The organism is Stenotrophomonas sp. GD03930 (assembly GCF_029839665.1).
Lineage (GTDB): Bacteria > Pseudomonadota > Gammaproteobacteria > Xanthomonadales > Xanthomonadaceae > Stenotrophomonas > Stenotrophomonas forensis.
This window is the reverse complement of the sequence record NZ_JAOCAV010000001.1, coordinates 808,964-831,117: the sequence shown is the minus strand read 5'-3', so window position 1 is coordinate 831,117 and position 22,154 is coordinate 808,964. Positions and strand designations below refer to the sequence as shown.

Sequence of the window (22,154 nt, the reverse complement as noted above, 5' to 3'; positions counted from 1 at the left end):
TTCTCAACGCTTCATGGAACCGAAGAACTCGTCGTTGGACTTGGTGTTCTTCATCTTGTCCAGCAGGAATTCCATCGCGGCCATTTCATCCATCGGATGCAGCAGCTTGCGCAGGATCCAGATCTTCTGCAGCAGTTCCGGTTCGATCAGCAGGTCTTCGCGGCGGGTGCCCGAACGGTTGATGTCGATGGCCGGGAACACGCGCTTTTCAGCAATGCGACGGCTCAGGTGCACTTCGCTGTTGCCGGTGCCCTTGAACTCTTCGTAGATCACCTCGTCCATCTTCGAGCCGGTGTCGACCAGCGCGGTGGCGATGATGGTCAGGCTGCCGCCTTCTTCCACATTGCGCGCGGCACCGAAGAAGCGCTTCGGGCGGTGCAGGGCGTTGGCGTCGACACCACCGGTCAGCACCTTGCCCGAGCTCGGCACCACGTTGTTGTAGGCGCGGGCCAGGCGGGTGATCGAGTCGAGCAGGATCACCACGTCCTTCTTGTGCTCGACCAGGCGCTTGGCGCGCTCGATGACCATCTCGGCCACCTGCACGTGGCGCGCGGCCGGCTCGTCGAAGGTCGAACTGATGACTTCGCCGCGCACGGTGCGCTGCATTTCGGTCACTTCTTCCGGGCGCTCGTCGATCAGCAGCACGATCAGGTGCACGTCCGGGTGGTTGGTGGTGATCGCGGTGGCGATCTGCTGCATCATCATTGTCTTGCCCGCCTTCGGCTGGGAGACGATGAGCGAGCGCTGGCCCTTGCCCTGCGGTGCCATCAGGTCGAGGATGCGGCCGGTGATGTCTTCCGACGAACCGTTGCCGCGCTCCAGGGTGAAGCGACGGCGCGGGAACAGCGCGGTCAGGTTCTCGAACAGCACCTTGTTCTTCGATGCTTCGATCGGCTCACCGTTGATGGTGTCGACGATGTTCAGCGCGAAGTAGCGTTCGCCATCCTTCGGGAAGCGGATGCGGCCGGAGATGTGGTCGCCGGTACGCAGGTTGAAGCGGCGGATCTGGCTGGGCGAGATGTAGGTGTCGTCCGGGCCGGCCAGGTAGCTGGCTTCGGCCGCGCGCAGGAAGCCAAAGCCGTCAGGCAGGATTTCCAGCACGCCGTCGGCGGCGACGCCGTCACCGTGGCGGGTCAGCACCTTCAGCAGGGCAAAGATGACGTCCTGCTTGCGGGCGCGGGCGACGCCTTCGGAGATCTGCAGCTGCTCGGCGATTTCCAGCAGCTTCTGCGCCGGCATGCGCTTGAGGTCGCTCAGCGAGTAGACCGGGAAGCCCTCGGGCACGTTGGCATGCGGGCGCGGCACGAAGGGCTGCTGCTCGCCGCCGTCGTTGGGCATGCCATCGTCGCGGAAGCGGTTGTTGCGGTCACGGTCGCGGCGGTTGCGGAAACGGTCGCGGCGGTTGCCCTGACCCTGTCCCTGGCCCTGCTGGCCGTTCTGGTTGTACGGGTTCTGGCCCTGGTTCTGGCCACCCCCCTGGTGATTCTGCTGGCGCGGCTGGCCGGATTCGCGGCCCTCACCACCTTCGCCGCCGCCACTGCTGGCAGGGGCCTCGGCGGCGGGCGCGCTCGGCGCAGGGGCTGCCGGCGCCGGTGCTTCCGGCGCGGCGGCCAGCGGCAGGGTCGGCTGCGCCGGCGCGGCGCTGGTTTCGGCGGCGGCCGGAGCGGCAGCCTTGGCTACGCGGGGCTTGCGCACGCGCTTTTCGGCGGGCGCATCGGCGCTGCCGGTTTCGGAAGTGTTATCGGACAAGAGCGTTATTCCTCGCTTGAAGGTGCGAGCGCCCGGCTGGGGCGGCGAACGTTGGGAATGGGTCTGGAAGACACTGCGTCCAGAAGGTGCGGCACGCGAACGCGGCCGGATGTGCCGACACTATCATCGGCCAGCGGCGCCGTGCAAGGGTCGCCGGGAACAGCATTCATCATGGGCGCGTGGCGCCCGCCGGCAGCCGCGGGCGGCGGCTGCCGGGGAACCACAGGATCAGGCCAGGGCCTTGTCCAGCAGGCCGGCCAGCTGGGCCTTGCCGACCGCACCGATCTGCTCGCCGACCTTTTCGCCGTCCTTGAACACGACCAGGTACGGAATCGAACGCACGTGGTACTTGGCGGCCAGCGCACGATTGTGGTCGACGTTGACCTTGGCGATCTTGGCGCGGCCCTGGTAGGCATCGGCCAGTTCGTCCAGCGCCGGGGCGATCATCTTGCACGGGCCACACCACTCGGCCCAGAAATCGACCAGCACCGGTTCCTTGGAATTCAGCACTGCGCTATCAAAGTCGGCGTCGCCGACATGTACAACCTTGTCGCTCATCTTGGTTTCTCGTCTTGGATTGCACCCGGCCATGCCGGAGGTGGGTGAACTGGGCCATGCCCGGTGGCGCGACCCTCGTCGTTGCCTCGCGGCGCACTGCCGCGGTGCGTTCGGCGGAATGCCTGGACGCTCACGGCCGGCAGTGTACCCCTATCGCAGGGCAGGGACAGGCGCCGGCTGGAACCCAGCGTATCGTGATCGGTTCGATGCCTGGTATGTGTCGGATTTCACTGTCTTCCTGTACATGGGGCTGGCAGTGGGCGACACCAGCGACCCTGGCCAGGCCGTTCAAGTCCGGTGTGGCTGGGTGAAGGCCGGCCGTCTCTCAGTCTATTGAGACTGCCCATTCCGGTTTGCCCGCCCGAGTGCGTTAAACTGGGGCATTGTGCGGCGCGCGGATCGGGTGGTCCCAGCCTGCCAACCCGCCGCAGGGGCCGCAGTTTGCGACGGTGCCCCTAGACGCTGAAGTGCCAGCCGCCCCACGGGCCGGCGGCCATACCAAGACGGACACATGAGCGACAAACCGCTGACCGATTTGACCTTCTCCTCCTTCGAGCTGCATCCGGCCCTGCAGGCTGGTCTTGAAGGAGCCGGATTCACCCGCTGCACGCCGATCCAGGCGCTGACCCTGCCCGTCGCGCTTCCCGGTGGTGATGTCGCCGGCCAGGCGCAGACCGGCACCGGCAAGACCCTGGCCTTCCTGGTCGCTGTCGTGAACCGCCTGCTGACCCGCCCGGCCCTGGCCGACCGCAAGCCGGAAGATCCGCGCGCGCTGATCCTCGCCCCGACCCGTGAACTGGCCATCCAGATCCACAAGGATGCGGTGAAGTTCGGTTCCGACCTGGGCCTGCGCTTCGCGCTGGTCTACGGCGGCGTGGATTACGACAAGCAGCGCGAACTGCTGCAGCAGGGCGTGGACGTGATCATCGCCACCCCGGGCCGCCTGATCGACTACGTCAAGCAGCACAAGGTGGTTTCGCTGCACGCCTGCGAGATCTGCGTGCTGGACGAAGCCGACCGCATGTTCGACCTGGGCTTCATCAAGGACATCCGCTTCCTGCTGCGCCGCATGCCTGAGCGCACCATCCGGCAGACCCTGCTGTTCAGCGCCACCCTCAGCCACCGCGTGCTGGAGCTGGCCTACGAGCACATGAACGAGCCGCAGAAGCTGGTGGTCGAAGCCGAGACCATCACCGCCGCGCGCGTGCGCCAGCGCATCTACTTCCCGGCCGACGACGAAAAGATCCCGCTGCTGCTGGGCCTGTTGTCGCGCAGCGAAGGCGCGCGCACCATGGTGTTCGTCAATACCAAGGTGTTCGTCGAGCGCGTCGCCCGTTCGCTGGAAAAGGCCGGCTACCGTGTCGGCGTGCTGTCTGGCGACGTGCCGCAGAAGAAGCGTGAGAGCCTGCTCAACCGCTTCCAGAAGGGCCAGCTGGAAATCCTGGTGGCCACTGACGTGGCCGCCCGCGGCCTGCATATCGACGGCATCAAGTACGTCTACAACTACGACCTGCCGTTCGATGCCGAAGACTACGTGCACCGCATCGGCCGTACCGCGCGCCTGGGCGAAGAGGGTGATGCGATCAGCTTCGCCTGTGAGCGCTACGCCATGGGCCTGCCGGACATCGAGGCCTACATCGAGCAGAAGATTCCGTCCGAGCCGGTGACCAAGGAACTGTTGACCCCGCTGCCGCGCCCGGAACGCCCGGCCCCGGCCGCTGGCGAGGAAGGCGAGGAGAACGAGAGCGTCGGCCAGATCTTCCGTGAAGCGCGCGAAGCCCGCGCCGCCGAGGAAGAGCGTCGTGGTGGTGGCCGCAGTGGCGGCCGCTCCGGCGGTGGTCGTGGCGAGCGTCGCGACGGTGAGCGCAGCGGCGAGCGCCGTTCGCGTGGCCCGCGCAAGCCGCGCGTGGAAGGCGAGCAGGCGTCCGCCGCGCCGGCTGAAGGTGCCGAGGCCGCCGTGGCACAGGCCCCGCGTCCGCCGCGCCCGCCGCGTGCCGAAGGCGCACCGGAAGGGGCGGTGGAGGGCGAGCGCAAGCCGCGCAAGCGCCGTCGTCGTCGCCACGGCCGTCCGGTCGAAGGCGCCGAGGGCGTGCAGAACACCGCCGGCAACGGCGCCAGCCCGGTCACCCCGGTGCAGGTGGTGGCCAAGCCGGTGCGAACCGCCGCCGATACCGGCGATTCGTTCCTGACCCGCATCGGCCGCAAGATCCGCCGGATGCTGTCGGGCAGCTGATCGGCGCTGCCGACCAGCGGGTAGCACCCGACCGTTGGTCGGGTGGCCTTAAAGGTAGTGCCGGCCAGCGGCCGGCACGACCGATCATGTGGCCATCTCCACGTCGTCGCGCCGCTCCTGCATAATCGGGGCATGAGTGTCCTGCGCTTCGACAATGTCAGCAAACAGTACGCCGGTGGCCACGAGGCGCTGATCGATGTCAGCTTCGAGGTCGCGCCGGGCGAGATGCTGTTCGTCACCGGCCATTCCGGTGCGGGCAAGAGCACCCTGCTCAAGTTGATCCACCTCGACGAGCGGCCCAGCCGTGGCGCGGTGGTGTTCGACGAGCGCAACCTGCTGAAGGTGCGTGGCGGCGATGTGCCGCGCCACCGACGCGCGGTGGGGGCGGTCTACCAGGACCATCGCCTGCTGATGGACCGCTCGATCGCCGAGAACGTGGCGCTGCCGCTGATCCTGCGCGGTACCCGCCGCGGCGACATCAGCAAGCGCGTGCGCTCGGTGCTCGAACGGATGGGCCTGGGCCATCGCGAGAAGGCGCTGCCCTCGCAGCTGTCGGCCGGCGAGCAGCAGCGCGTCGGCATCGCCCGCGCCATCGTCGGCGAGCCCAAACTGCTGGTGGCTGATGAGCCGACCGGCAACCTCGACCCGACCCTGGCGGCGGAGATTATGGCCCTGTTCGCCGAGCTGCCCTCGCGCGGCACCAGCGTGCTGGTGGTCAGCCATGACCTGCCGCTGCTGCGTCGCATGCGCAAGCGTGTGCTGATCCTCGACCACGGCCGGCTGGCGGACGACATCTCGCCGCAGGACCTGGCGGAGTAACGCATGGCGAAGAACGAAAACAGCGAAGCCGCCGCCCCCTCGCGGGTGGGCGTCTGGTTCCAGCACCACGTGCACAGCGTGGTGTTCAGCCTGGGCCGCGCCTGCCGCAAGCCGTGGGCGACGCTGCTGACGGTGATGGTCATGGCGCTGGCGCTGGCCCTGCCGCTGGGGTTGTCGATCGCGCTGGACAACCTCAAGCAGTTCGCCGGCAGCGTGCAGCAGTCGCGCGATATCAATGTGTTCCTGAAAGGCAATGTAGATGGCCCCGGCGCGCTGCGCCTGGCCGGCCAGCTGCGCGACCGCGACGATGTCGCCGAAGTGAATGTGCGCACGCCCGAACAGGGCCTGCAGGAACTGCGCGATGCCGGCCTGGGCGAGGCGATCGACGCGCTCAACGACAACCCGTTGCCGTCGCTGCTGGTGATCACCCCGGGCCAGGGCAAGGACGATGCGCGCCTGGCGCGCGCGCTGGAAAGCCTGCCCGAGGCCGATCTGGTGCAGCACGACGCGCTGTGGCGCCAGCGCCTGGATGCCTGGCTGGCGTTCGGGGCACGGCTGGTACAGGTGCTGTCGGTGCTGCTCGGCGCCGGCGCCGCGCTGGTGGTCGGCAACACCGTGCGCCTGGATATCCAGGCCCGCCGCGAAGAGATCGGCGTGCTGCAGTTGCTCGGTGCCAGTGATGGCTTCATCCGCCGCCCGTTCCTGTACCTGGGCGCCTGGTACGGCCTCGGTGCCGGAGCGGTGGCGCTGGCGTTGATCGCCGCCGCCGGTGCCGCGCTGCGCGTGCCGCTGGCCGAACTCTCGCGCAGCTACGGCAGCCCGTTCGTGCTGCATGGCCTGGACCTGCTGCATGGGGGCCTGGTCCTGCTCGGCACGCTGCTGCTGGGGTGGCTGGGCGCCTGGCTGGTGACCGGCCACTTCCTCCGCCAGACCCGTCCGACCGACACCTGAGACCGGCATGCAACCGCAAGCGCTGAAGCACCTTGATGGGCCCGCGACGCGGGTGATGGTGGTCGATGGTTCAAAGCTGGTGCGCAAGCTGATTGCCGACGTCCTGACCCGTGAGCTGCCGGGCGTGGAGGTGATCGGCTGCGACAGCATTGAGGATGCACAGCAGGCGCTGGCGCAGGGCCCGGTGGACCTGGTGACCACGTCGCTGACCCTGCGCGACGGGGATGGCCTGGCGCTGGCGCGGATGGTCCGCGACGCCGTGGGCCAGGCCTACGTGCCGGTGATCGTGGTGTCCGGTGATGCCCAGCAGCACCTGGAGCAGCGCCGCTTCACCGAATACGTCACCGACTATTTCGACAAGGCGCTGGGCCACGAGGCGCTGGCGACCTTCATCCGCGGCTACGTGCAGCCGCAGACCATTCCCGGCGCGACCATCCTCTACATCGAGGACAGCCGCGTGGTGGCCGAGGCCACCAAGCGCATGCTCGAACGCCAGCAGTTGAACGTGCTGCACGTGGTCAGCGCCGAAGAGGCGTTCACCCTGCTCACCGCCGAGTCGCTGGGCCGCAGCCGCCACCGCATCGACCTGGTGCTGACCGACGTCACCCTGAAGGGTGAACTGAGCGGCCGCGACGTGGTGCAGCGTGTGCGCGTGGACTTCGGCTACGGCAAGCGCCGCCTGCCGGTGCTGGTGATGACCGGCGACGGCAATCCCCACAACCAGACCGGGCTGCTGCAGTCCGGCGCCAACGACCTGGTGCTCAAGCCGATCGAAGAACGGCTGCTGGTTACCAAGGTGCTGTTCCAGCTGCGGCTGGCCCGATTGAACGATGGACCCCTGATTCGATGATGGATGAAGTAGCCGACACCCCGACGATCCAGCTGGAACCGAGCTGGAAGCAGCACGTCGGTGATTACCTGCTGCAACCGCAGATGCGCGAGCTGTCCAGCTTCCTGCGCCAGCGCAAGGCGAGTGGTGCCGCGGTATTCCCGCCCGGCCCGCAGATCTTCGCTGCGTTCGACGCCACGCCGTTCGAGCAGGTGAAGGTGGTCATCCTCGGCCAGGACCCGTATCACGGCCGTGGCCAGGCCCATGGCCTGAGCTTCTCGGTGCCGCCGGGCGTGCCGGTGCCGCCGTCGCTGCTGAACATCTACAAGGAGATCGAGAGCGATCTCGGTATCCCGCGTCCGGACCACGGCTGCCTGATCCCGTGGGCGCAGCGCGGCGTGTTGCTGCTCAATGCGGTGCTGACCGTGGAAGAGGGCAAGGCCGGCGCGCACCAGGGGCGGGGCTGGGAGGGCTTCACCGACCACGTGGTGGACGTGCTCAACCGCGAACGCGAAGGCCTGGTGTTCATGCTCTGGGGCGCCTATGCGCAGCAGAAGGGCAAGGTCATCGACACCCGCCGCCATCGCGTGCTGAAGTCGCCGCATCCGTCGCCGTTGTCGGCCCACCGCGGCTTCCTCGGCTGCCGGCATTTTTCGATGGCCAACGAGTACCTGCAGCGCCGCGGCCAGGCCCCGATCGACTGGTCGCTTCCGCCTCGTTCGGCGCTTTGAGCGCCCGCGGGCGGCTGGGCCTGAACATCGGGCAACGTCCCCGGCCCTGAATGGGCCTTCGAGGCAGCCCGTTCAGCTCCGCTTGACCGGAATCGGCCGGTTTCTGGTGGGTAATTGCTTGAATTCCAAGGGATTGTGAATCCCGAAAAGCGTGCTCGCCACTGTCATCAAATCGCGCTACGGTAGGGCTCTGTTTGGGACCAGTGTTGCATCAATAGGATGCTGGAACTTTTTCCTCCTTTAGCAGTCCAAATCCCGGACTGCTAAGATGGGTGCCTATGAGCCAGAACACCTCTACTGCCCTTGTGGCAAACAATCTCCCGATTCCCAGTGCGCTCGGTTCGCTGGACGCCTACATCGGTGCCGTGCACCAGATCCCGGTGCTGTCGGTCGATGACGAACAGGACCTGGCCCGTCGCTTCCGCGACGGCAACGATCTGGACGCCGCCCGCGAGCTGGTGCATTCGCACCTGCGCTTCGTGGTGCACGTGGCCCGCGGTTACAACGGTTACGGCCTTGCGCTGGGCGACCTGATCCAGGAAGGCAACATCGGCCTGATGAAGGCGGTCAAGCGCTTCGACCCGGACATGGGCGTGCGCCTGGTGTCCTTCGCCGTGCACTGGATCCGTGCCGAGATGCACGAGTTCATCCTGAAGAACTGGCGCATCGTGAAGGTCGCCACCACCAAGGCGCAGCGCAAGCTGTTCTTCAACCTGCGCAAGTCGAAGACGCGCCTGGGCTGGATGAACGCGGCCGAAGTCAGCGCGGTGGCCAAGGACCTGAACGTGTCCGAGCGTGAGGTCATGGAAATGGAATCGCGCCTGTCCGGTCGCGATATCGGTTTCGATGCGCCGACCGACGAGGACAACGAACACGCGCCGCCGTCGCCGGCCGCGTTCCTGGTTGCCAACGACGAAGACCCGTCGATGGCCTACGAGCGTGCCGACAGCGAAGACAACCAGATGCAGCTGCTGCGCGAAGGCCTGGCCGAGCTGGATGCCCGTTCGCGCGACATCATCCGCCGCCGCTGGCTGGATGCCGACAGCAAGGTGACGCTGCAGGAGCTGGCCGACGAGTACGGCGTGTCGGCCGAGCGCATCCGCCAGGTCGAGGCGAACGCGCTGAAGAAGATGAAGGCGCTGTTCACCGCGTAAGGCGGGGTGGCGTTGGAATGGAGAAAGGCCCGGCAATGCCGGGCCTTTCACGTTTGTGGGGCGCATCCACGCCATGCGTGGATGCCCTGACGCCAGGACGGTGATTGCGCCGACCGGGTCCTGCGCTGGATCCTGATGTTCACGCCGTACCACTGGGTGGCACGGTATGATCATGCCACGCGTTTTCCGCACCCGAAGTTTCAACCGCAGCATGCGCAGGACCGTGCTGTCTGACGCTGCCTTGTGCCAGTCGGTAAGGAAAATGGAAGCGGGTCTGGTGGATGCAGATCTTGGCGGAGGCCTCTTCAAGAAGCGCGTCGCGTTGCCGGGACGAGGAAAGCGCGGAAGCGCTCGAACCATCGTCGCAACACAGCGAGGCGGGCATTGGTTCTTTCTTTTCGGATATGAAAAGAACGAACGCGCCGCGATCACGAATGCGGAACGAGATGCACTGCAGTTGTATGCATCGGAGTTCCTGAAAATGAGTCCGGCACAGCTGAAGCGTGCCGTGGAGTACGGGGATCTACAGGAGATCTGCCATGGCAAAGGCCCCTGAGCGAAGGCGCGCAAAAAGTTTGCTGCTTGAGGCGGTGCACGATGCGGCCGTGAGTCTGCATGCGCACGGCTTCATCGACAAACGTCGGTTGAGCAGCTACGAGGCGCTGTGCCTTGAGCCTGTTCCCGAATACAGCAGTGCCCAGATCCGCGCGCTGCGTACGTCGTTGCAGCTCAGCCAGCCAGTGTTTGCCGGGGTGCTGAACACCAGCGTCTCCACGGTGCGCAGTTGGGAGCAAGGCGAGAAGAAGCCCAGCGGGCCCTCACTGAAACTGCTGAACCTGATTGATCGGAAGGGACTCGAAGCAGTCCTGTAAAGCAAGGGCCCGGCGTCGCCGGGCCCGTTCATTTCGGCGCTATTCAATCCACGCCATGCGTGGATGTCCCGATGCCGTGACTGCCTCAGCCCTCGCGTGCGATCGCGCGCCAGCCGATGTCGTTGCGGTGGAACTCATTGGCCCAGGTCACCTTGGCCACGCCCGCATACGCATTCGCCTGTGCGTCGCGCACGCTGTCGCCCAGCGCCGCCACGCACAGCACGCGACCGCCGGCACTGAGCACCTGGCCCTGCGCGTCCAGCGTGGTGCCGGCATGGAACACCTTGGCACTGGCCGGCACGTCACCGAGGCCGGAAATGACGTCACCGGTAACCGGCGATTCCGGGTACGGCCTGGCGGCCATCACAACGCCCAGCGACGGCCGTGCATCCCACTGTGCTTCGATCTGGTCCAGGCGGCCGTCGATGGCCGCTTCCACCAGCTCCACCAGGTCCGACTGCAGGCGCAGCATCACCGGCTGGGTTTCCGGGTCGCCAAAGCGCACGTTGAATTCGATCACCTTCGGCGCGCCGCTGGCGTCGATCATCAGGCCGGCATAGAGGAAGCCGGTGAACGGGATGCCGTCGGCGATCATGCCCTGCACGGTCGGGTTCACCACCTCGCGCATCACCCGTGCGTGTACCTCCGGCGTGACCACCGGGGCCGGCGAGTACGCGCCCATGCCGCCGGTGTTCGGGCCGGTGTCGCCGTCGCCGACGCGCTTGTGGTCCTGCGAGGTGGCCATCGGCAGCGCATGCACGCCGTCCACCATCGAAATGAAGCTGGCTTCCTCGCCGTCGAGGAATTCCTCGATGACCACGCGTGCACCGGCATCACCGAACGCGTTGCCCGAGAGCATGTCACGCACCGCGTCCTCGGCTTCGGCCAGCGTCATTGCCACGATCACGCCCTTGCCGGCGGCCAGGCCATCGGCCTTGACCACGATCGGTGCGCCCTTCTCGCGGATGTAGGCCAGCGCGGCATCCACCTCGGTGTGCACGGCATAGAACGCGGTGGGAATGTTGTGGCGGGCCAGGAAGTCCTTGGCGTAGGCCTTGCTGCCTTCCAGCTGCGCGGCGGCGGCGGTCGGCCCGAAGATGCGCAGGCCGGCGGCGCGGAAGCGGTCAACCACGCCGGCTACCAGCGGCACTTCTGGGCCGACCACGGTCAGCGCCACGCCTTCGGCCTGGGCCAGCGCGAGCAGGCCATCAATGTCGGTGACCTTCACCGCCACGTTGCGGCACTTGTCTTCGTTGGCGGTGCCGGCGTTGCCGGGCGCCACGATCACTTCGGTGACACGGGAGGACTGGGCCAGCTTCCATGCCAGGGCGTGTTCGCGGCCGCCAGAGCCGATGACAAGTACGTTCATCACGAGATTCCAGATTGCGTGGGAAGGGAAGATCGGTATCCCCGGCGGCGCGCGTGGCTCACTCGCAGCCTTCGCGTCGCAGCGCTTCGGGGAAGGAATAGGTCCAGGTCTTGCTGTCCAGGGTGAAGCGGTGCTGCTGGCGGACTGGTTTGCCGCCACAGGTGGTGCCGGTCTCCTCGATCAGCAGCGGCCAGGTGCGCGCGCTGCGGTCACTGTCGTCGAAACGCAGTGCGAAATCGATGCTGAAGCGGCGGCTGCGGCAGTCTTCCGACGTTTCAGGATCGGCATTGGCGTCGACGTCGTCGCACTCGTACTGGGCGTCATTGTCGATATGGCTGCGCACGCTGCCACTGGCGACCAGGCCGTTCGGGCCGGGCAGGATCAGCGATTGCGAGAGCAGCGAGAAGCCCTGGCCGAACCAGCCGTCCTCGACACGGAAGCCATAGAAGTCGCTACCGGCGCGGATGATGCTGGCGGTGCCGGGTTGGCCGCCGCTGCCGAAACGCTCGCCGGTCAGTTCGCTGCTCACTTCGAAGCCCTCGCCTTTGGGGCGCAGCACGAAGAACTCGATGGTGCCCGGGTCGATGTGTGCGCCATCGACCAGCGCACCGCACACGGCCAGCAGCTGTTGCCAGCTGTCACCGCTCACTACCGGTTGTTCCGCGCAGACCTGCCAGTCCATCGCATGGGTGTCGCCATCGTCGGTCCAGCTGCCGCGCCATTCACCGGAGAGCTTGGCGTTGCTGCCGTAACGCTGGACCAGGAAAGCCTGCAGTCGTGCGGTGCGGCTGACATGCTGTGCCGGTGAGGCGGGGGCGACCGAAGGCGCATCCACCTTCGGCGCCACGCTGGGCTCGCCCGCAGGCTTGCAGCCCGCCAGTACGGCCGCACCCGCGAGGGCGAGGGCGGCCAGCGATTTCATCGAAACTGCGGACATCCGTGTCGCTCCAGTATCAATGACGGAAGTGGCGCACGCCGGTGAACACCATGGCCAGGCCATGTTCGTCGGCGGCGGCGATCACTTCGGCATCGCGCATCGAACCGCCCGGCTGGATCACCGCCTTGATGCCAGCGGCAGCGGCGGCGTCGATGCCGTCGCGGAACGGGAAGAACGCGTCGGAGGCCATCACCGAGCCCTCGACCACCAGGTTCGCATCGGCGGCCTTGATGCCGGCGATGCGCGCCGAGTACACACGGCTCATCTGGCCGGCACCCACGCCGATCGTGCGGTTGTCCCTGGCATAGACGATCGCGTTGGACTTCACGAACTTGGCCACCTTCCAGGCGAACAGCAGGTCGGTGAACTGCTTGTCGGTCGGCGCCAGTTTGCTGACCACCTTCAGTTCGTCACGGGTCATGCCGCGGTTGTCCGAGGACTGCAGCAGCAGGCCCGAGCCGACGCGCTTGCTGTCGAAGTTGTTCAGGCCATCGCCGTGCGGGATGCGCAGCACGCGCACGTTGGCCTTCTTCTGCGCGTATTCCAGCGCGGCCGGCTCGTAGTCCGGGGCAATCAGCACTTCGACGAACTGGCGGTCCAGGATCACCTTGGCGGTGGCGGCGTCCAGCGGTTTGTTGAAGGCGATGATGCCGCCGAAGGCGCTGGTCGGGTCGGTGGCGTAGGCCAGCTCGTAGGCATCGCCGTTGCCGGCACCGACGGCCACGCCGCACGGGTTGGCGTGCTTGACGATGACGCAGGCCGGCGCGTCGAACTGGCGCACGCATTCCCACGCTGCATCGGCATCGGCCAGGTTGTTGTAGCTCAGTTCCTTGCCCTGCAGCTGCTGGAACGTGGCCAGCGTGCCCGGCACCGGGTACAGGTCGCGGTAGAACGCGCCGCTCTGGTGCGGGTTTTCGCCGTAGCGCAGGTCCATCACCTTCACGAAGGTGGAGTTCATCTGCGCCGGGTACTCGGCACGCGCCGGTACCGCGGCGTCGGTGGCGGTGACCGCCGACAGGTAGTTGCTGATTGCCGCGTCGTACTGGGCGACGCGGTTGAACGCGGCCACCGAGAACGCGAAGCGGGTGGCGGCGCTCAGCTGGCCGTCGTTGGCGTCCAGCGAGGCCAGCAGTTCGGCGTACTGCGACGGATCGGTGGCCACCGCCACGCGGGCGAAGTTCTTGGCTGCCGAACGCAGCATCGCCGGGCCGCCGATGTCGATGTTCTCGACCGCGTCGGCCAGGGTGCAGTCGGCCTTGGCGGTGACCGACTCGAACGGGTACAGGTTCAGCACCAGCAGGTCGATGGCGCCGATGCCGTGCTCGGCCATCACCGCATCATCCAGGCCGGATCGGCCGAGCAGGCCGCCGTGCACCATCGGGTGCAGGGTCTTGACCCGGCCGTCCATCATCTCCGGGAAGCCAGTAACGTCGGCCACGTCCTTCACGGCCAAGCCCATGTCGCGAATGGCCTTGGCGGTGCCGCCGGTGGACAGCAGTTCCACGCCGCGTGCAGCCAGCGCAGTGGCCAACTCGGCCAGGCCGGTCTTGTCGGAAACGGAGAGGAGGGCCCGACGGACGGGCAACAGATCAGCAGTCATGGGACAGAATCGGCAGCGGAGCGGGGCCGATATTGTAGGCGGTGGGGGCCGGTGGCGGGCGCTGGCGGGCAAAATCGGCTGGCGCCGACGGCCCTGCGGCCGCCTTCAGCACACCCTGGGCCGGGGCGGCCTGCAAGCAATTGGATGGGGCGCACTGCCGCAATCGGGTAGGCTGTGCCCGAACTGCCAAGGATCAGCGGCTTCGGATCATGTCGATCTATGCATTGAAGGGACGTTTCCAGGACCTGTTGCGTCCAGCCGTACGCGGCCTGTACCGCATGGGGGTCACCGCCAACGCGGTGACCGTGGCCGCTGCCGTGGTCTCGCTGCTGGTGGCCGCTGCGGTGTGGTGCTGCGCCCCGGCCCAGCCGCTGCTGTACCTGCTGCTGCCGTTGTGGATGCTGCTGCGCATGGCACTCAACGCGGTGGACGGCATGCTGGCCCGCGAGTTCGGCCAGCAGTCGCGGCTGGGTGCCTATCTGAACGAACTGTGCGATGTGATCGCCGATGCCGCGCTGTACCTGAGCCTGCTCAGCGTGCCGGGCGTGCGCCCGGAAGCGCTGTGGCTGCTGGCCTGGACGGCGGCGCTGAGCGAGTACGCCGGCGTGCTGGGGCTGATGGTTGGTGCCAGCCGCCGCTACGACGGCCCGATGGGCAAGAGCGACCGCGCGTTCGTGATCGGTGCGCTGGGCCTGCTTCTGGCGTTTGAGTGGGTTGGCGCGATGGCGGTCACTGGCGTGGCTGCGGCCATGGCGGCGCTGTGCATGCTGACCATGATCAACCGCGTCCGTCGCGGACTGCGGGAAGCGGCGATTTCGCCTAATTAATCAAGCAGATACAAAAAGACAATCAGGAGATTGCATGCGTCAGGCGCAGGAACGGGAATTCCACAGCTTCGACCAGGTAGCGCTGTTCTACCGGTACTGGGCGGGCACCACCGCAACGCCGGCCAGCAAGGCCATCGTGCTGCTGCACCGCGGCCACGAGCACTCCGGCCGCGTCACCCACCTGGTCGATGAGCTGGACCTGCCCGACACCGCCTTCTTCGCCTGGGATGCGCGCGGTAACGGCCGTTCGCCGGGTGCGCGTGGCGATGCACCGGGCTTCCCGGCGCTGGTGCGCGATCTGGACAGCTTCATCGCCCATATCGGTGCCGAGCACGGCATCGCGGTGGAAGACATCGTGGTGATCGCGCAGAGCGTGGGCGCCGTGGTCGCTGCCACCTGGGTGCATGACTATGCGCCGCGCCTGCGCGCGCTGGTGATGGCCTCGCCGGCGTTCAAGGTGAAGCTGTACGTGCCGTTCGCTCGCCCGGGCCTGGCGTTGATGCAGAAGCTGCGCGGCAACTTCTTCGTCAACAGCTACGTCAAGCCGCAGTGGCTGACCCACGACCCGGCGCGGGTGGAGAGCTACCGCACCGATCCGCTGATCACCCGGCCGATCTCGGTGCGCGTGCTGCTGGGCCTGTACGAGGCCGCCGACCGCGTCGTGGCCGACGCACAGGCGATCAGCGTGCCGGTGCAGCTGCTGGTGTCCGGTTCGGATTTCGTCGTGCATCGCGGCCCGCAGGACCGCTTCTACGAGCGGCTGTCCAGCACGGTCAAGGAGCGCGTGCACCTGCCGGGCTTCTTCCACGACACGCTGGGCGAGCGCGACCGCGCGCCTGCGCTGGCACGCATCCGCAGCTTCATCCAGGCGCGTTTCGCCGAACCGCTGCGCGAGCTGTCGCGACGCAATGCGCACCGCCATGGGCCGACCTTCGAGGAATCGGAAATCCTGGCGTGGCCGCCAGAGCGCAACAGCCTGGCCGACCTGCGCTGGCGCGTGGTGCGCGGTGGCCTGCGCTTCGGCGGCACGTTGTCCGAAGGCATCGCGCTGGGGCTGCAGACCGGTTTCGATTCGGGCAGCACGCTGGACTACATCTACCGCGACGAAGCCCGTGGCAAGGGCCCGCTGGGGCGCATGGTCGATCGCAACTATCTGGATGCGATCGGCTGGCGCGGCATCCGCGTGCGTGGCCAGCACCTGCAGGAACTGCTGCGCGATGCTGCCCAGCGCCTGCGCGGGCAGGGCACGCCGGTGCGCGTGCTGGACGTGGCTGCCGGCCATGGCCGCTACGTGCTGGAAGCGCTGGGCCAGGGCGAACAGCGCGCCGATCGCATCGTGCTGCGTGATTTCAGCGACCTGAATGTCACCCAGGGCCAGGCGCTGATCGAGCGGCTCGGGGCGGCCGACATCGCCCGCTTCGAGCAGGGCGATGCGTTCGATCCGGCGCAGCTGGCCAGGGTGGACCCGGCGCCGACGCTGGCCGTGGTCTCGGGCCTGTACGAACTGTTCCCCGACAACGATGCGGTATTGCGCTCGCTGCAGGGCATCGCCGCGACGGTGCCGGTCGGCGGTTATCTGGCCTACACCGGCCAGCCCTGGCACCCGCAGCTGGAGTTCATCGCCCGCGCGCTGACCAGCCACCGCGGTGGCGCGGCGTGGGTGATGCGGCGTCGTACCCAGCAGGAGATGGACGAGCTGGTACGCCTGGCCGGGTTCGAGAAGGTGGCGCAGCGCATTGATGACTTCGGCATCTTCACCGTGTCGCTGGCACGCCGGACCGCGTGATGGCGACGCTCGCCGCCGCCCCGCGGGCCGCAGAGGGGCGCCCCTGGCGGCGCGCCCTGTTGTGGCTGGCCCTGTTGGGCCCGTTCTTCTTCGCCAGCTACGGCTTCGCCAACTGGATGGCCAGCCGCCATGCTGCGCTGCCGGTGATGGCGTTCGCCTGGGAGACACGCATTCCGTTCGTGCCGTGGACGATCGTGCCGTACTGGTCGATCGATCTGTTCTATGCGATCTCGTTCTTCCTGTGCCGGCAACGGCTGGAACTGGACCGGCACGCGCTGCGGCTGTTCAGCGCGCAGGTTATCGCGGTGGCGTGTTTCCTGCTGTGGCCGTTGCGTTTCAGCTTCGAACGGCCGGAGATCGGCGGTGTGTTCGGCTGGCTGTTCGATGTGCTGCTGGGCTTCGACAAGCCGTTCAACCAGGCGCCGTCGCTGCACATCGTGCTGCTGATCGTGCTGTGGGTGAAGTTCGCGCAGTACCTGCACGGCGCCTGGCGCTGGGTGCTGCATGGGTGGGCGCTGCTGATCGGCGTTTCGGTACTGACCACGTTCCAGCACCATTTCATCGACATCCCGACCGGCCTGCTGGCGGGATGGCTATGCGTCTGGCTGTGGCCGGAGCAGGGCACGCCGCCGCTGCGCGCCTGGCGCACCGCACGCGACCCCAGGCGCTGGCGCATGGCGCTGTTCTATCTGCTGGGGGCGGCGGCCCTGCTGGTGCCGGTGGTGCTGCTGCGCGGTGCAGCGCTGTGGCTGCTGTGGCCGGTGGTGTCGCTGCTGCTGGTGGCACTGGCCTACGCCGGGCTGGGCACGGCGGTGTTCCAGAAGCGCGCCGATGGACGCCTGACGATGGCGGCACGCTGGCTGCTGGCGCCGTATCTGGGTGCGGCCTGGATCAACTCACGAGTGTGGACACGCCGTGCGCCACAGCCGGTGCCGGTGATGGACGGCGTGTGGTTGGGGCGCATTCCCAGCACCGCGTTGCTGCCGCCGCTGCGGGGCGTGGTGGACGTCTGTGCCGAATTGTCCTGCCGTGCGCCGGGCGCGGCGTATGCCCGCGTGCCGATGCTGGACCTGGTGGTACCCACGCCGGCGCAGCTGCGCGAGGCGGCCGAGGCGATCGAGCGGCTGCGTGCGCAGGGGCCGCTGCTCGTGTGCTGTGCGCTGGGCTATTCGCGTAGTGCCGCCAGCGTCGCGACCTGGCTGCTGTGCAGTGGTCGTGCCACCGATGCCGACGCTGCGGTGGCGATCGTGCGCAGCGCACGGCGGTCGATCGTCCTGCATGACAGTCATCTACAGGCCATCGCGGCCGCCGTAGCACCGGAGAGTACAGCATGAGCAACGCTGCCGATCTGCCGATGATGCACCTGCTGCTGCGCCAGGGCCGCCTGCCAGCCGTACTGTCACTGGGTCTGCTGCTGGTGGCGCTGTTGTTGCTGGGGATTGAGCCGGGGCTGGCGATGATCGCCGCCGGCCTGCTGTTGCTGAGCGTGGCGATGGGCGTGGTGCAGGCGTACTACGCGGTGCGCGTGCAGCTTGATGCCAGCCTGCTGCAGCTGCTGCTGCGCGAGCACCTGCAGGGGGATGCGGCCGCTGCACGGGTGGATGCCGCCCTCCACACCGCCGGCCTGCGTCGCCGCGATGCGCAGGCGCCGATGCGTGGCTGGGACGCGCGCTGGATCGGCATGCGGCGCCTGCTGGTGTGCCAGTACGTGGCCACCCTGCTGCAGTTCTCGGTGCTGCTGCTGGCGGTGCTGTGGCCGCAGACGTGAACGGGAGGAACCGATGTTCGCCAGACTGATTGCCCGCGCCTGCAGTGGCGCGATCCATGTGGTGACCGGCGCACGTGCGCTGTGGATCGGCTGTGCACCATCCAGTGAGCACCGCGTCTATTACGGCAACCATGCCAGCCACGGTGACTTCGTGCTGATCTGGTCGTCGATGCCACCGGCGCTGCGCCGCCAGGTGCGCCCGGTGGCGGCGGCCGAGTACTGGCAGGGCGATGCCCTGCGCCGCTACCTGATCGATGCGGTGTTCAACGGCGTGCTGGTCGAGCGCGAGGCCGGGCATCGCCAGCAGGATCCGTTGCAGGTACTGCGCGAAGCGGTCGATGAAGGGTGTTCGCTGATCCTGTTCCCGGAGGGCACGCGCAATGTCGGTGACGAGCCGCTGCTGCCGTTCAAGAGCGGCATCTACCACCTGGCGCGGCAGCGCCCGGAGCTGGAGTTCGTACCGGTGTGGATCGACAACCTGAAACGGGTGATGCCCAAGGGCCGGTTCCTGCCGTTGCCGCTGCTGTGCACGGCCACCTTCGGTACGCCGCTGCGGCTGCAGGCCGATGAGGACAAGACCGCCTTCCTGGCGCGCAGCCGGCAGGCGCTGCTGGACCTGGCACCGAATGGAGGCCGCGCATGAGTTTCGTGCTGGATGTCTCCGGCGATCTGGCAACGCAGAGCGTAGGCCAGCAGACCGGCCTGCTGTTTGCCGGTGTCGGCGCGGTGCTGGTGCTGGCCACACTGGTGGCCGAGACCCTGCGCTGGCGCCGGCGCGGGCAGCCCAGCGCGGTGATCGCCAACCTGGTCTCGCGCATCCGCGCGTGGTGGGTGATGGCGATCGTGGTCGGGCTGGCGTTGTTCTTCGGCCGTGCCGGGGTGATCGTGCTGTTCGCGATCATCTCGCTGTTCGCGCTGCGCGAGTTCATCACCCTGGCGCCGACCCGCTCGGGCGACTACTACGCGCTGCTGGCCGCGTTCTACATCGTGCTGCCGTGGCAGTACTACCTGGTGTGGATCGACTGGTACGGCATGTACACGCTGCTGATTCCGGTCTACGCGTTCCTGTTCCTGCCGATCCTGTCGACCATCGGCGGTGATACCACCCACTACCTGGAGCGCACGGCGAAGGTGCAGTGGGGGTTGATGATCTGCGTGTTCTGCATCTCGCACGTCCCGCTGCTGCTGAACCTGCACGTGCCGGGACATGACCCGTCGCGCAACGTGCTGTTGTTTGCCTTCCTGGTGATCGTGGTGCAGTCCTCGGACGTGCTGCAGTACATCTGGGGCAAGCTGCTGGGCAGGCACCTGATCGCACCGAAGCTGTCGCCGTCGAAGACGGTGGAGGGCTTCGTGGGGGGCGTGCTGAGTGCCAGCGCGCTGGGCGCGGCGCTGTGGTGGATCACGCCATTCACGCCACTGCAGGCCTTCGGCCTGTCGCTGCTGATCAACCTGATGGGGTTCTGGGGCGGCCTGGTGATGTCGGCGATCAAGCGCGACCGCGGCATCAAGGACTGGGGCCACATGATCGAGGGCCACGGGGGCATGCTCGACCGGCTGGATTCGGTGTGCTTCGCCGCGCCGGTGTTCTTCCATGTGGTGCGCTACTACTGGAAGGCGGGCGGCGGCGGTTGATTCCGGGACGCGCCATCCACGCATGGCATGGATATACCGGTAGTGCCGGCCGCTGGCCGGCAACCGCAACATCCTGCCATCGTTCATGGGGTTGCCGGCCAGCGGCCGGCACTACCCCTGTGGCGCTTACGCGCTGATGCCGTATTCCTTCAGCTTCTTGCGCAGGGTGGCACGGTGGATGCCCAGCATCGCTGCGGCGCGGCTCTGGTTGCCTTCGCAGTGGTTGAGCACTTCCACGAACAACGGGATCTCCATCTCGCGCAGCACGATCTCGTAGACATCGTCCGCGTCGCAGCCATCGAGATCACGCAGGTAGCGGCGCACGGACTGGGCGACGTGTTCACGCAGCGGTGGCCGGGGAGCGCCACGACTGTTGTCAGGACGAGAAAGGACAGCGTTCAAGGGGGTTCCCGATTCGGTTGGCCCGTGCGCGCGGAGCGCGCGGCCGGACGAGGTGGTGGCGGTCAGTCTAGCGCGAGCGTGCTCGACCTGCCACGGCTGGGCGCCTTCAGCCTGGTCAGAGGAAGTCGAAGGTGAATGCGACGGTGGATGCGGCGGGCTCCTGTACGCGGAACGCAATGCGTGCGCTCTGGCCCGGTTCCAGCTGCGCGGTGCCGGGAGGCTCGCCCAGGTACTGCGCAGGGGTGAACACGCCGCTGCCGATCACCCGGCCATCGGCATCGGACAGCGACAGGCGAAGGTCCGGCCAGGCCTGCGCCCAGCGCGCATCGTTGCGGATGCTGGCCTGTACCTGCAGTACGCCGGCCTGCCTGGGCAATGGGCGGATCTCGCGGCTGGTCATGGTGAACGCGGCGGGTTCATGCCAGGGCGGCAGGCTGCAGCGGAGAACGCCGCACAGGGGGGCCAGCCATGCACGGTTGCCGGCGTCGGCGGCCAGGCGCGCGCGGTCGGCCAGCACGCTCTGCAGTACCAGCAGCAGCGCCAGACCTGCCACCAGCAGCCAGTGCCAGCGCGGTGCCGGCAGCGTGCGCGCTCGCGCGCTGCCGAGGAAACTGGGAGCATCACTGGCAGCAGCCACCGCTGCCGACATCGCGACCGGCGCCGGTTCGAGGGGCGCGACGTCCTCCACGATGAAAGTGTCATCATCGTGTCGTCTTTCTGCCGCCGGCGGTTGCATTGGCTCGATGGGATCGGCCGCAGGTTCCACCGTGGGCGCTGCGGGTGCGGCGTCGTCCTGCATGCGCGCATCGGTCGCGGGTGCGGCTTCACCCGCCGGCGCAGTGCGCAGGAAGGTAGCCAGGGGGCGGCGCGGCGGGTTCGGCTCGGACATGCTCAGGGCGCGGGCTCGGATCCAGCAGTCATTCAACCACGATCAGGCGCGGCGCACGCCGGTGATGCGCATCCAGTCGCCGTCCTGCATGGCCTGCAGTTCGTCGAACCACGCAGCGTAGCGCTGCAGCAGCTCGCCTTCCTGCCCATGCAGGATGCCGGACAGCGCGATCCGGCCGCCGGCGGCGACGCGCGTGGCCAGCAGTTCGGCCAGTGCATCCAGTGCCGAGGCGAGGATGTTGGCGACTACGATCGGATAGGTCGCAACCGGCTCGTCCTGCGGCAGGTACACCTGCATCCGCGCCTGCTCGCCGTTGCGCTCGGCATTGTCGGCGGTGGCAACCAGTGCCTGCGGATCGTTGTCCACGCCGATGGCCTCAGCGGCGCCCAGCTTCAGCGCGGCCAGGGCGAGGATGCCCGAGCCGCAACCGAAGTCGAGTACGCGCTGGCCCTGCAGCTGGCCATCCACGGCCAGCTGGTCCAGCCAGCGCAGGCACAGCGCGGTGGTCGGGTGGGTGCCCGAGCCGAACGCCAGGCCTGGGTCCAGCCGCACCACGGCGGCGTCGGCGGCCTGTGCGGCGTCCGGCAGCTCATGGTTCCACGGCACGATCCAGGTACGGCTGCCGAAATCCATCGGCTGGAACTGGTCCAGCCAGGCGCGTTCCCAGTCCTGATCCTCGACCGCGCGGAAGCTGCCACTGCTCCAGTCCAGCTCCGGATCGAAGGCCTCCAGCGCAGCCAGCAGCAACAGCGCGTTGCTGTCGGCGGGGAACAGCGCGCTCAGTACCAGCGTGTCCCACAGCGGGGTCTCGCCCACGCCCGGCTCAAGGATGGCCTGCTCGTTGCTGGTATCGGCCTCGGCATCGAGCAGGGTGACAGCCAGTGCGCCCACATCTTCAAGCGCGTTTTCATAGCGGGGCTGTGTGGCTTCGGTGCAACGCAGGGTCAGTTCCAGGAACGGCATGGCGGTGGGGGCAATCGCGGGAAAGGGGGCCATGCTAGACCATCAAGGCGTCTCCGTATGCCTTGAGATGAACGAAGGCCGT

General features: G+C 67.6%; 22 protein-coding genes. 14 read left to right on the top strand and 8 right to left on the bottom strand.

Going from position 1 to position 22,154, the window contains the following annotated elements; all coding sequences use genetic code 11:
• Positions 1–3: 3 nt before the first annotated feature.
• Both rho and trxA read right to left on the bottom strand, forming a co-directional pair.
• A complete protein-coding gene (rho, locus tag N5C18_RS03890; RefSeq protein WP_279943873.1) occupies positions 4–1,749 on the bottom strand; it encodes a transcription termination factor Rho in 1,746 nt (581 codons plus the stop codon).
• A 228-nt stretch (positions 1,750–1,977) separates the two neighbouring features.
• Complete coding sequence (gene trxA / locus N5C18_RS03885) at positions 1,978–2,307, bottom strand: thioredoxin (RefSeq protein WP_005411275.1); 330 nt, start codon at positions 2,305–2,307, stop codon at positions 1,978–1,980.
• 511 nt (positions 2,308–2,818) lie between these two features.
• On the opposite strand from trxA, the gene rhlB reads away from it, so the two are divergent.
• From rhlB to N5C18_RS03845, 8 genes are all read left to right on the top strand, one after another.
• Positions 2,819–4,540, top strand: coding sequence for an ATP-dependent RNA helicase RhlB (rhlB, locus tag N5C18_RS03880; RefSeq protein ID WP_053510650.1), 1,722 nt, complete (start codon positions 2,819–2,821; stop codon positions 4,538–4,540).
• Between the two features lie 132 nt (positions 4,541–4,672).
• Positions 4,673–5,359 (top strand): cell division ATP-binding protein FtsE, encoded by a 687-nt coding sequence (ftsE, locus tag N5C18_RS03875; RefSeq protein ID WP_006473446.1) that lies wholly within the window; start codon positions 4,673–4,675, stop codon positions 5,357–5,359.
• 3 nt (positions 5,360–5,362) lie between these two features.
• The gene (ftsX, locus tag N5C18_RS03870) at positions 5,363–6,310 is read left to right on the top strand and encodes a permease-like cell division protein FtsX (protein ID WP_008266959.1); all 948 of its coding nucleotides are present in this window, start codon (positions 5,363–5,365) and stop codon (positions 6,308–6,310) included.
• Positions 6,311–6,317: 7 nt separating this feature from the next.
• Positions 6,318–7,160, top strand: coding sequence for a response regulator (locus tag N5C18_RS03865; RefSeq protein ID WP_006473442.1), 843 nt, complete (start codon positions 6,318–6,320; stop codon positions 7,158–7,160).
• On the top strand, positions 7,157–7,870 hold the full coding sequence (gene ung, locus N5C18_RS03860) for a uracil-DNA glycosylase (protein WP_005419723.1): 714 nt from the start codon (positions 7,157–7,159) through the stop codon (positions 7,868–7,870). The genes N5C18_RS03865 and ung overlap by 4 nt, the downstream gene beginning before the upstream one ends.
• A 278-nt stretch (positions 7,871–8,148) precedes the next feature.
• Positions 8,149–9,024 carry an RNA polymerase sigma factor RpoH gene (gene rpoH, locus N5C18_RS03855; protein WP_006473441.1) on the top strand — a complete coding sequence of 292 codons (876 nt, stop codon included), beginning with the start codon at positions 8,149–8,151 and terminating at the stop codon, positions 9,022–9,024.
• A 166-nt stretch (positions 9,025–9,190) separates the two neighbouring features.
• Positions 9,191–9,580, top strand: a complete 390-nt coding sequence (locus N5C18_RS03850) for a type II toxin-antitoxin system RelE/ParE family toxin (protein ID WP_080375992.1) — start codon at positions 9,191–9,193, stop codon at positions 9,578–9,580.
• The gene (locus tag N5C18_RS03845; protein WP_006473426.1) at positions 9,564–9,896 is read left to right on the top strand and encodes a DNA-binding transcriptional regulator; all 333 of its coding nucleotides are present in this window, start codon (positions 9,564–9,566) and stop codon (positions 9,894–9,896) included. The genes N5C18_RS03850 and N5C18_RS03845 overlap by 17 nt, the downstream gene beginning before the upstream one ends.
• 85 nt (positions 9,897–9,981) lie before the next feature.
• Here the strand turns inward: N5C18_RS03845 and purD are convergent, their stop codons facing one another.
• Genes purD through purH form a run of 3 tightly spaced genes read right to left on the bottom strand, consistent with a single transcriptional unit; the run spans position 9,982 to position 13,802 of the window.
• Positions 9,982–11,265, bottom strand: coding sequence for a phosphoribosylamine--glycine ligase (purD, locus tag N5C18_RS03840; protein ID WP_053450964.1), 1,284 nt, complete (start codon positions 11,263–11,265; stop codon positions 9,982–9,984).
• Between the two features lie 58 nt (positions 11,266–11,323).
• Positions 11,324–12,202, bottom strand: coding sequence for a hypothetical protein (locus N5C18_RS03835; RefSeq protein WP_053510961.1), 879 nt, complete (start codon positions 12,200–12,202; stop codon positions 11,324–11,326).
• Positions 12,203–12,218: 16 nt separating this feature from the next.
• Positions 12,219–13,802: a bifunctional phosphoribosylaminoimidazolecarboxamide formyltransferase/IMP cyclohydrolase gene (gene purH, locus N5C18_RS03830; RefSeq protein ID WP_053510962.1), complete on the bottom strand. Its 1,584-nt coding sequence runs from the start codon at positions 13,800–13,802 to the stop codon at positions 12,219–12,221.
• A gap of 209 nt (positions 13,803–14,011) precedes the next feature.
• On the opposite strand from purH, the gene N5C18_RS03825 reads away from it, so the two are divergent.
• From N5C18_RS03825 to N5C18_RS03800, 6 genes are read left to right on the top strand one after another with little or no spacing between them, the layout of a single operon-like run.
• The gene (locus tag N5C18_RS03825) at positions 14,012–14,629 is read left to right on the top strand and encodes a CDP-alcohol phosphatidyltransferase family protein (protein ID WP_053510963.1); all 618 of its coding nucleotides are present in this window, start codon (positions 14,012–14,014) and stop codon (positions 14,627–14,629) included.
• A gap of 34 nt (positions 14,630–14,663) precedes the next feature.
• Positions 14,664–16,415: a bifunctional alpha/beta hydrolase/class I SAM-dependent methyltransferase gene (locus tag N5C18_RS03820; protein WP_053510965.1), complete on the top strand. Its 1,752-nt coding sequence runs from the start codon at positions 14,664–14,666 to the stop codon at positions 16,413–16,415.
• On the top strand, positions 16,415–17,749 hold the full coding sequence (locus tag N5C18_RS03815) for a phosphatase PAP2/dual specificity phosphatase family protein (protein WP_053510966.1): 1,335 nt from the start codon (positions 16,415–16,417) through the stop codon (positions 17,747–17,749). Before N5C18_RS03820 ends, N5C18_RS03815 begins: the two co-directional genes overlap by 1 nt.
• Positions 17,746–18,183, top strand: coding sequence for a hypothetical protein (locus N5C18_RS03810; RefSeq protein ID WP_279943872.1), 438 nt, complete (start codon positions 17,746–17,748; stop codon positions 18,181–18,183). The genes N5C18_RS03815 and N5C18_RS03810 overlap by 4 nt, the downstream gene beginning before the upstream one ends.
• Before the next feature lie 13 nt (positions 18,184–18,196).
• Complete coding sequence (locus N5C18_RS03805) at positions 18,197–18,826, top strand: lysophospholipid acyltransferase family protein (RefSeq protein WP_053450957.1); 630 nt, start codon at positions 18,197–18,199, stop codon at positions 18,824–18,826.
• Positions 18,823–19,818 (top strand): phosphatidate cytidylyltransferase, encoded by a 996-nt coding sequence (locus N5C18_RS03800; protein WP_053450956.1) that lies wholly within the window; start codon positions 18,823–18,825, stop codon positions 19,816–19,818. Before N5C18_RS03805 ends, N5C18_RS03800 begins: the two co-directional genes overlap by 4 nt.
• 126 nt (positions 19,819–19,944) lie before the next feature.
• On the opposite strand, the gene fis is transcribed toward N5C18_RS03800, so the two are convergent.
• The 3 genes from fis to prmA form a co-directional block, all read right to left on the bottom strand.
• The gene (fis, locus tag N5C18_RS03795; RefSeq protein ID WP_005419706.1) at positions 19,945–20,220 is read right to left on the bottom strand and encodes a DNA-binding transcriptional regulator Fis; all 276 of its coding nucleotides are present in this window, start codon (positions 20,218–20,220) and stop codon (positions 19,945–19,947) included.
• A gap of 115 nt (positions 20,221–20,335) precedes the next feature.
• Entirely contained in the window at positions 20,336–21,109 is a 774-nt protein-coding gene (locus tag N5C18_RS03790) for a DUF3426 domain-containing protein (RefSeq protein ID WP_053510969.1), read from the bottom strand.
• Positions 21,110–21,151: 42 nt separating this feature from the next.
• Positions 21,152–22,072 carry a 50S ribosomal protein L11 methyltransferase gene (prmA, locus tag N5C18_RS03785; RefSeq protein WP_279944504.1) on the bottom strand — a complete coding sequence of 307 codons (921 nt, stop codon included), beginning with the start codon at positions 22,070–22,072 and terminating at the stop codon, positions 21,152–21,154.
• Positions 22,073–22,154: the final 82 nt, after the last annotated feature.

Excerpts from the sequence above, each read along its gene's own strand:
- N5C18_RS03835 (WP_053510961.1), bottom strand. The coding sequence starts at position 12,202 with ATGTCCGCAGTTTCGATGAAATCGCTGGCCGCCCTCGCCCTCGCGGGT.
- ftsX (WP_008266959.1), top strand. The coding sequence starts at position 5,363 with ATGGCGAAGAACGAAAACAGCGAAGCCGCCGCCCCCTCGCGGGTGGGC.
- purH (WP_053510962.1), bottom strand. The coding sequence starts at position 13,802 with ATGACTGCTGATCTGTTGCCCGTCCGTCGGGCCCTCCTCTCCGTTTCC.
- N5C18_RS03825 (WP_053510963.1), top strand. The coding sequence starts at position 14,012 with ATGTCGATCTATGCATTGAAGGGACGTTTCCAGGACCTGTTGCGTCCA.
- rhlB (WP_053510650.1), top strand. The coding sequence starts at position 2,819 with ATGAGCGACAAACCGCTGACCGATTTGACCTTCTCCTCCTTCGAGCTG.
- trxA (WP_005411275.1), bottom strand. The coding sequence starts at position 2,307 with ATGAGCGACAAGGTTGTACATGTCGGCGACGCCGACTTTGATAGCGCA.
- N5C18_RS03845 (WP_006473426.1), top strand. The coding sequence starts at position 9,564 with ATGGCAAAGGCCCCTGAGCGAAGGCGCGCAAAAAGTTTGCTGCTTGAG.
- N5C18_RS03810 (WP_279943872.1), top strand. The coding sequence starts at position 17,746 with ATGAGCAACGCTGCCGATCTGCCGATGATGCACCTGCTGCTGCGCCAG.
- N5C18_RS03790 (WP_053510969.1), bottom strand. The coding sequence starts at position 21,109 with ATGTCCGAGCCGAACCCGCCGCGCCGCCCCCTGGCTACCTTCCTGCGC.
- N5C18_RS03865 (WP_006473442.1), top strand. The coding sequence starts at position 6,318 with ATGCAACCGCAAGCGCTGAAGCACCTTGATGGGCCCGCGACGCGGGTG.
- rpoH (WP_006473441.1), top strand. The coding sequence starts at position 8,149 with ATGAGCCAGAACACCTCTACTGCCCTTGTGGCAAACAATCTCCCGATT.
- N5C18_RS03805 (WP_053450957.1), top strand. The coding sequence starts at position 18,197 with ATGTTCGCCAGACTGATTGCCCGCGCCTGCAGTGGCGCGATCCATGTG.
- N5C18_RS03820 (WP_053510965.1), top strand. The coding sequence starts at position 14,664 with ATGCGTCAGGCGCAGGAACGGGAATTCCACAGCTTCGACCAGGTAGCG.
- N5C18_RS03815 (WP_053510966.1), top strand. The coding sequence starts at position 16,415 with ATGGCGACGCTCGCCGCCGCCCCGCGGGCCGCAGAGGGGCGCCCCTGG.
- ftsE (WP_006473446.1), top strand. The coding sequence starts at position 4,673 with ATGAGTGTCCTGCGCTTCGACAATGTCAGCAAACAGTACGCCGGTGGC.
- N5C18_RS03850 (WP_080375992.1), top strand. The coding sequence starts at position 9,191 with ATGATCATGCCACGCGTTTTCCGCACCCGAAGTTTCAACCGCAGCATG.
- ung (WP_005419723.1), top strand. The coding sequence starts at position 7,157 with ATGATGGATGAAGTAGCCGACACCCCGACGATCCAGCTGGAACCGAGC.
- N5C18_RS03800 (WP_053450956.1), top strand. The coding sequence starts at position 18,823 with ATGAGTTTCGTGCTGGATGTCTCCGGCGATCTGGCAACGCAGAGCGTA.
- purD (WP_053450964.1), bottom strand. The coding sequence starts at position 11,265 with ATGAACGTACTTGTCATCGGCTCTGGCGGCCGCGAACACGCCCTGGCA.
- prmA (WP_279944504.1), bottom strand. The coding sequence starts at position 22,072 with ATGCCGTTCCTGGAACTGACCCTGCGTTGCACCGAAGCCACACAGCCC.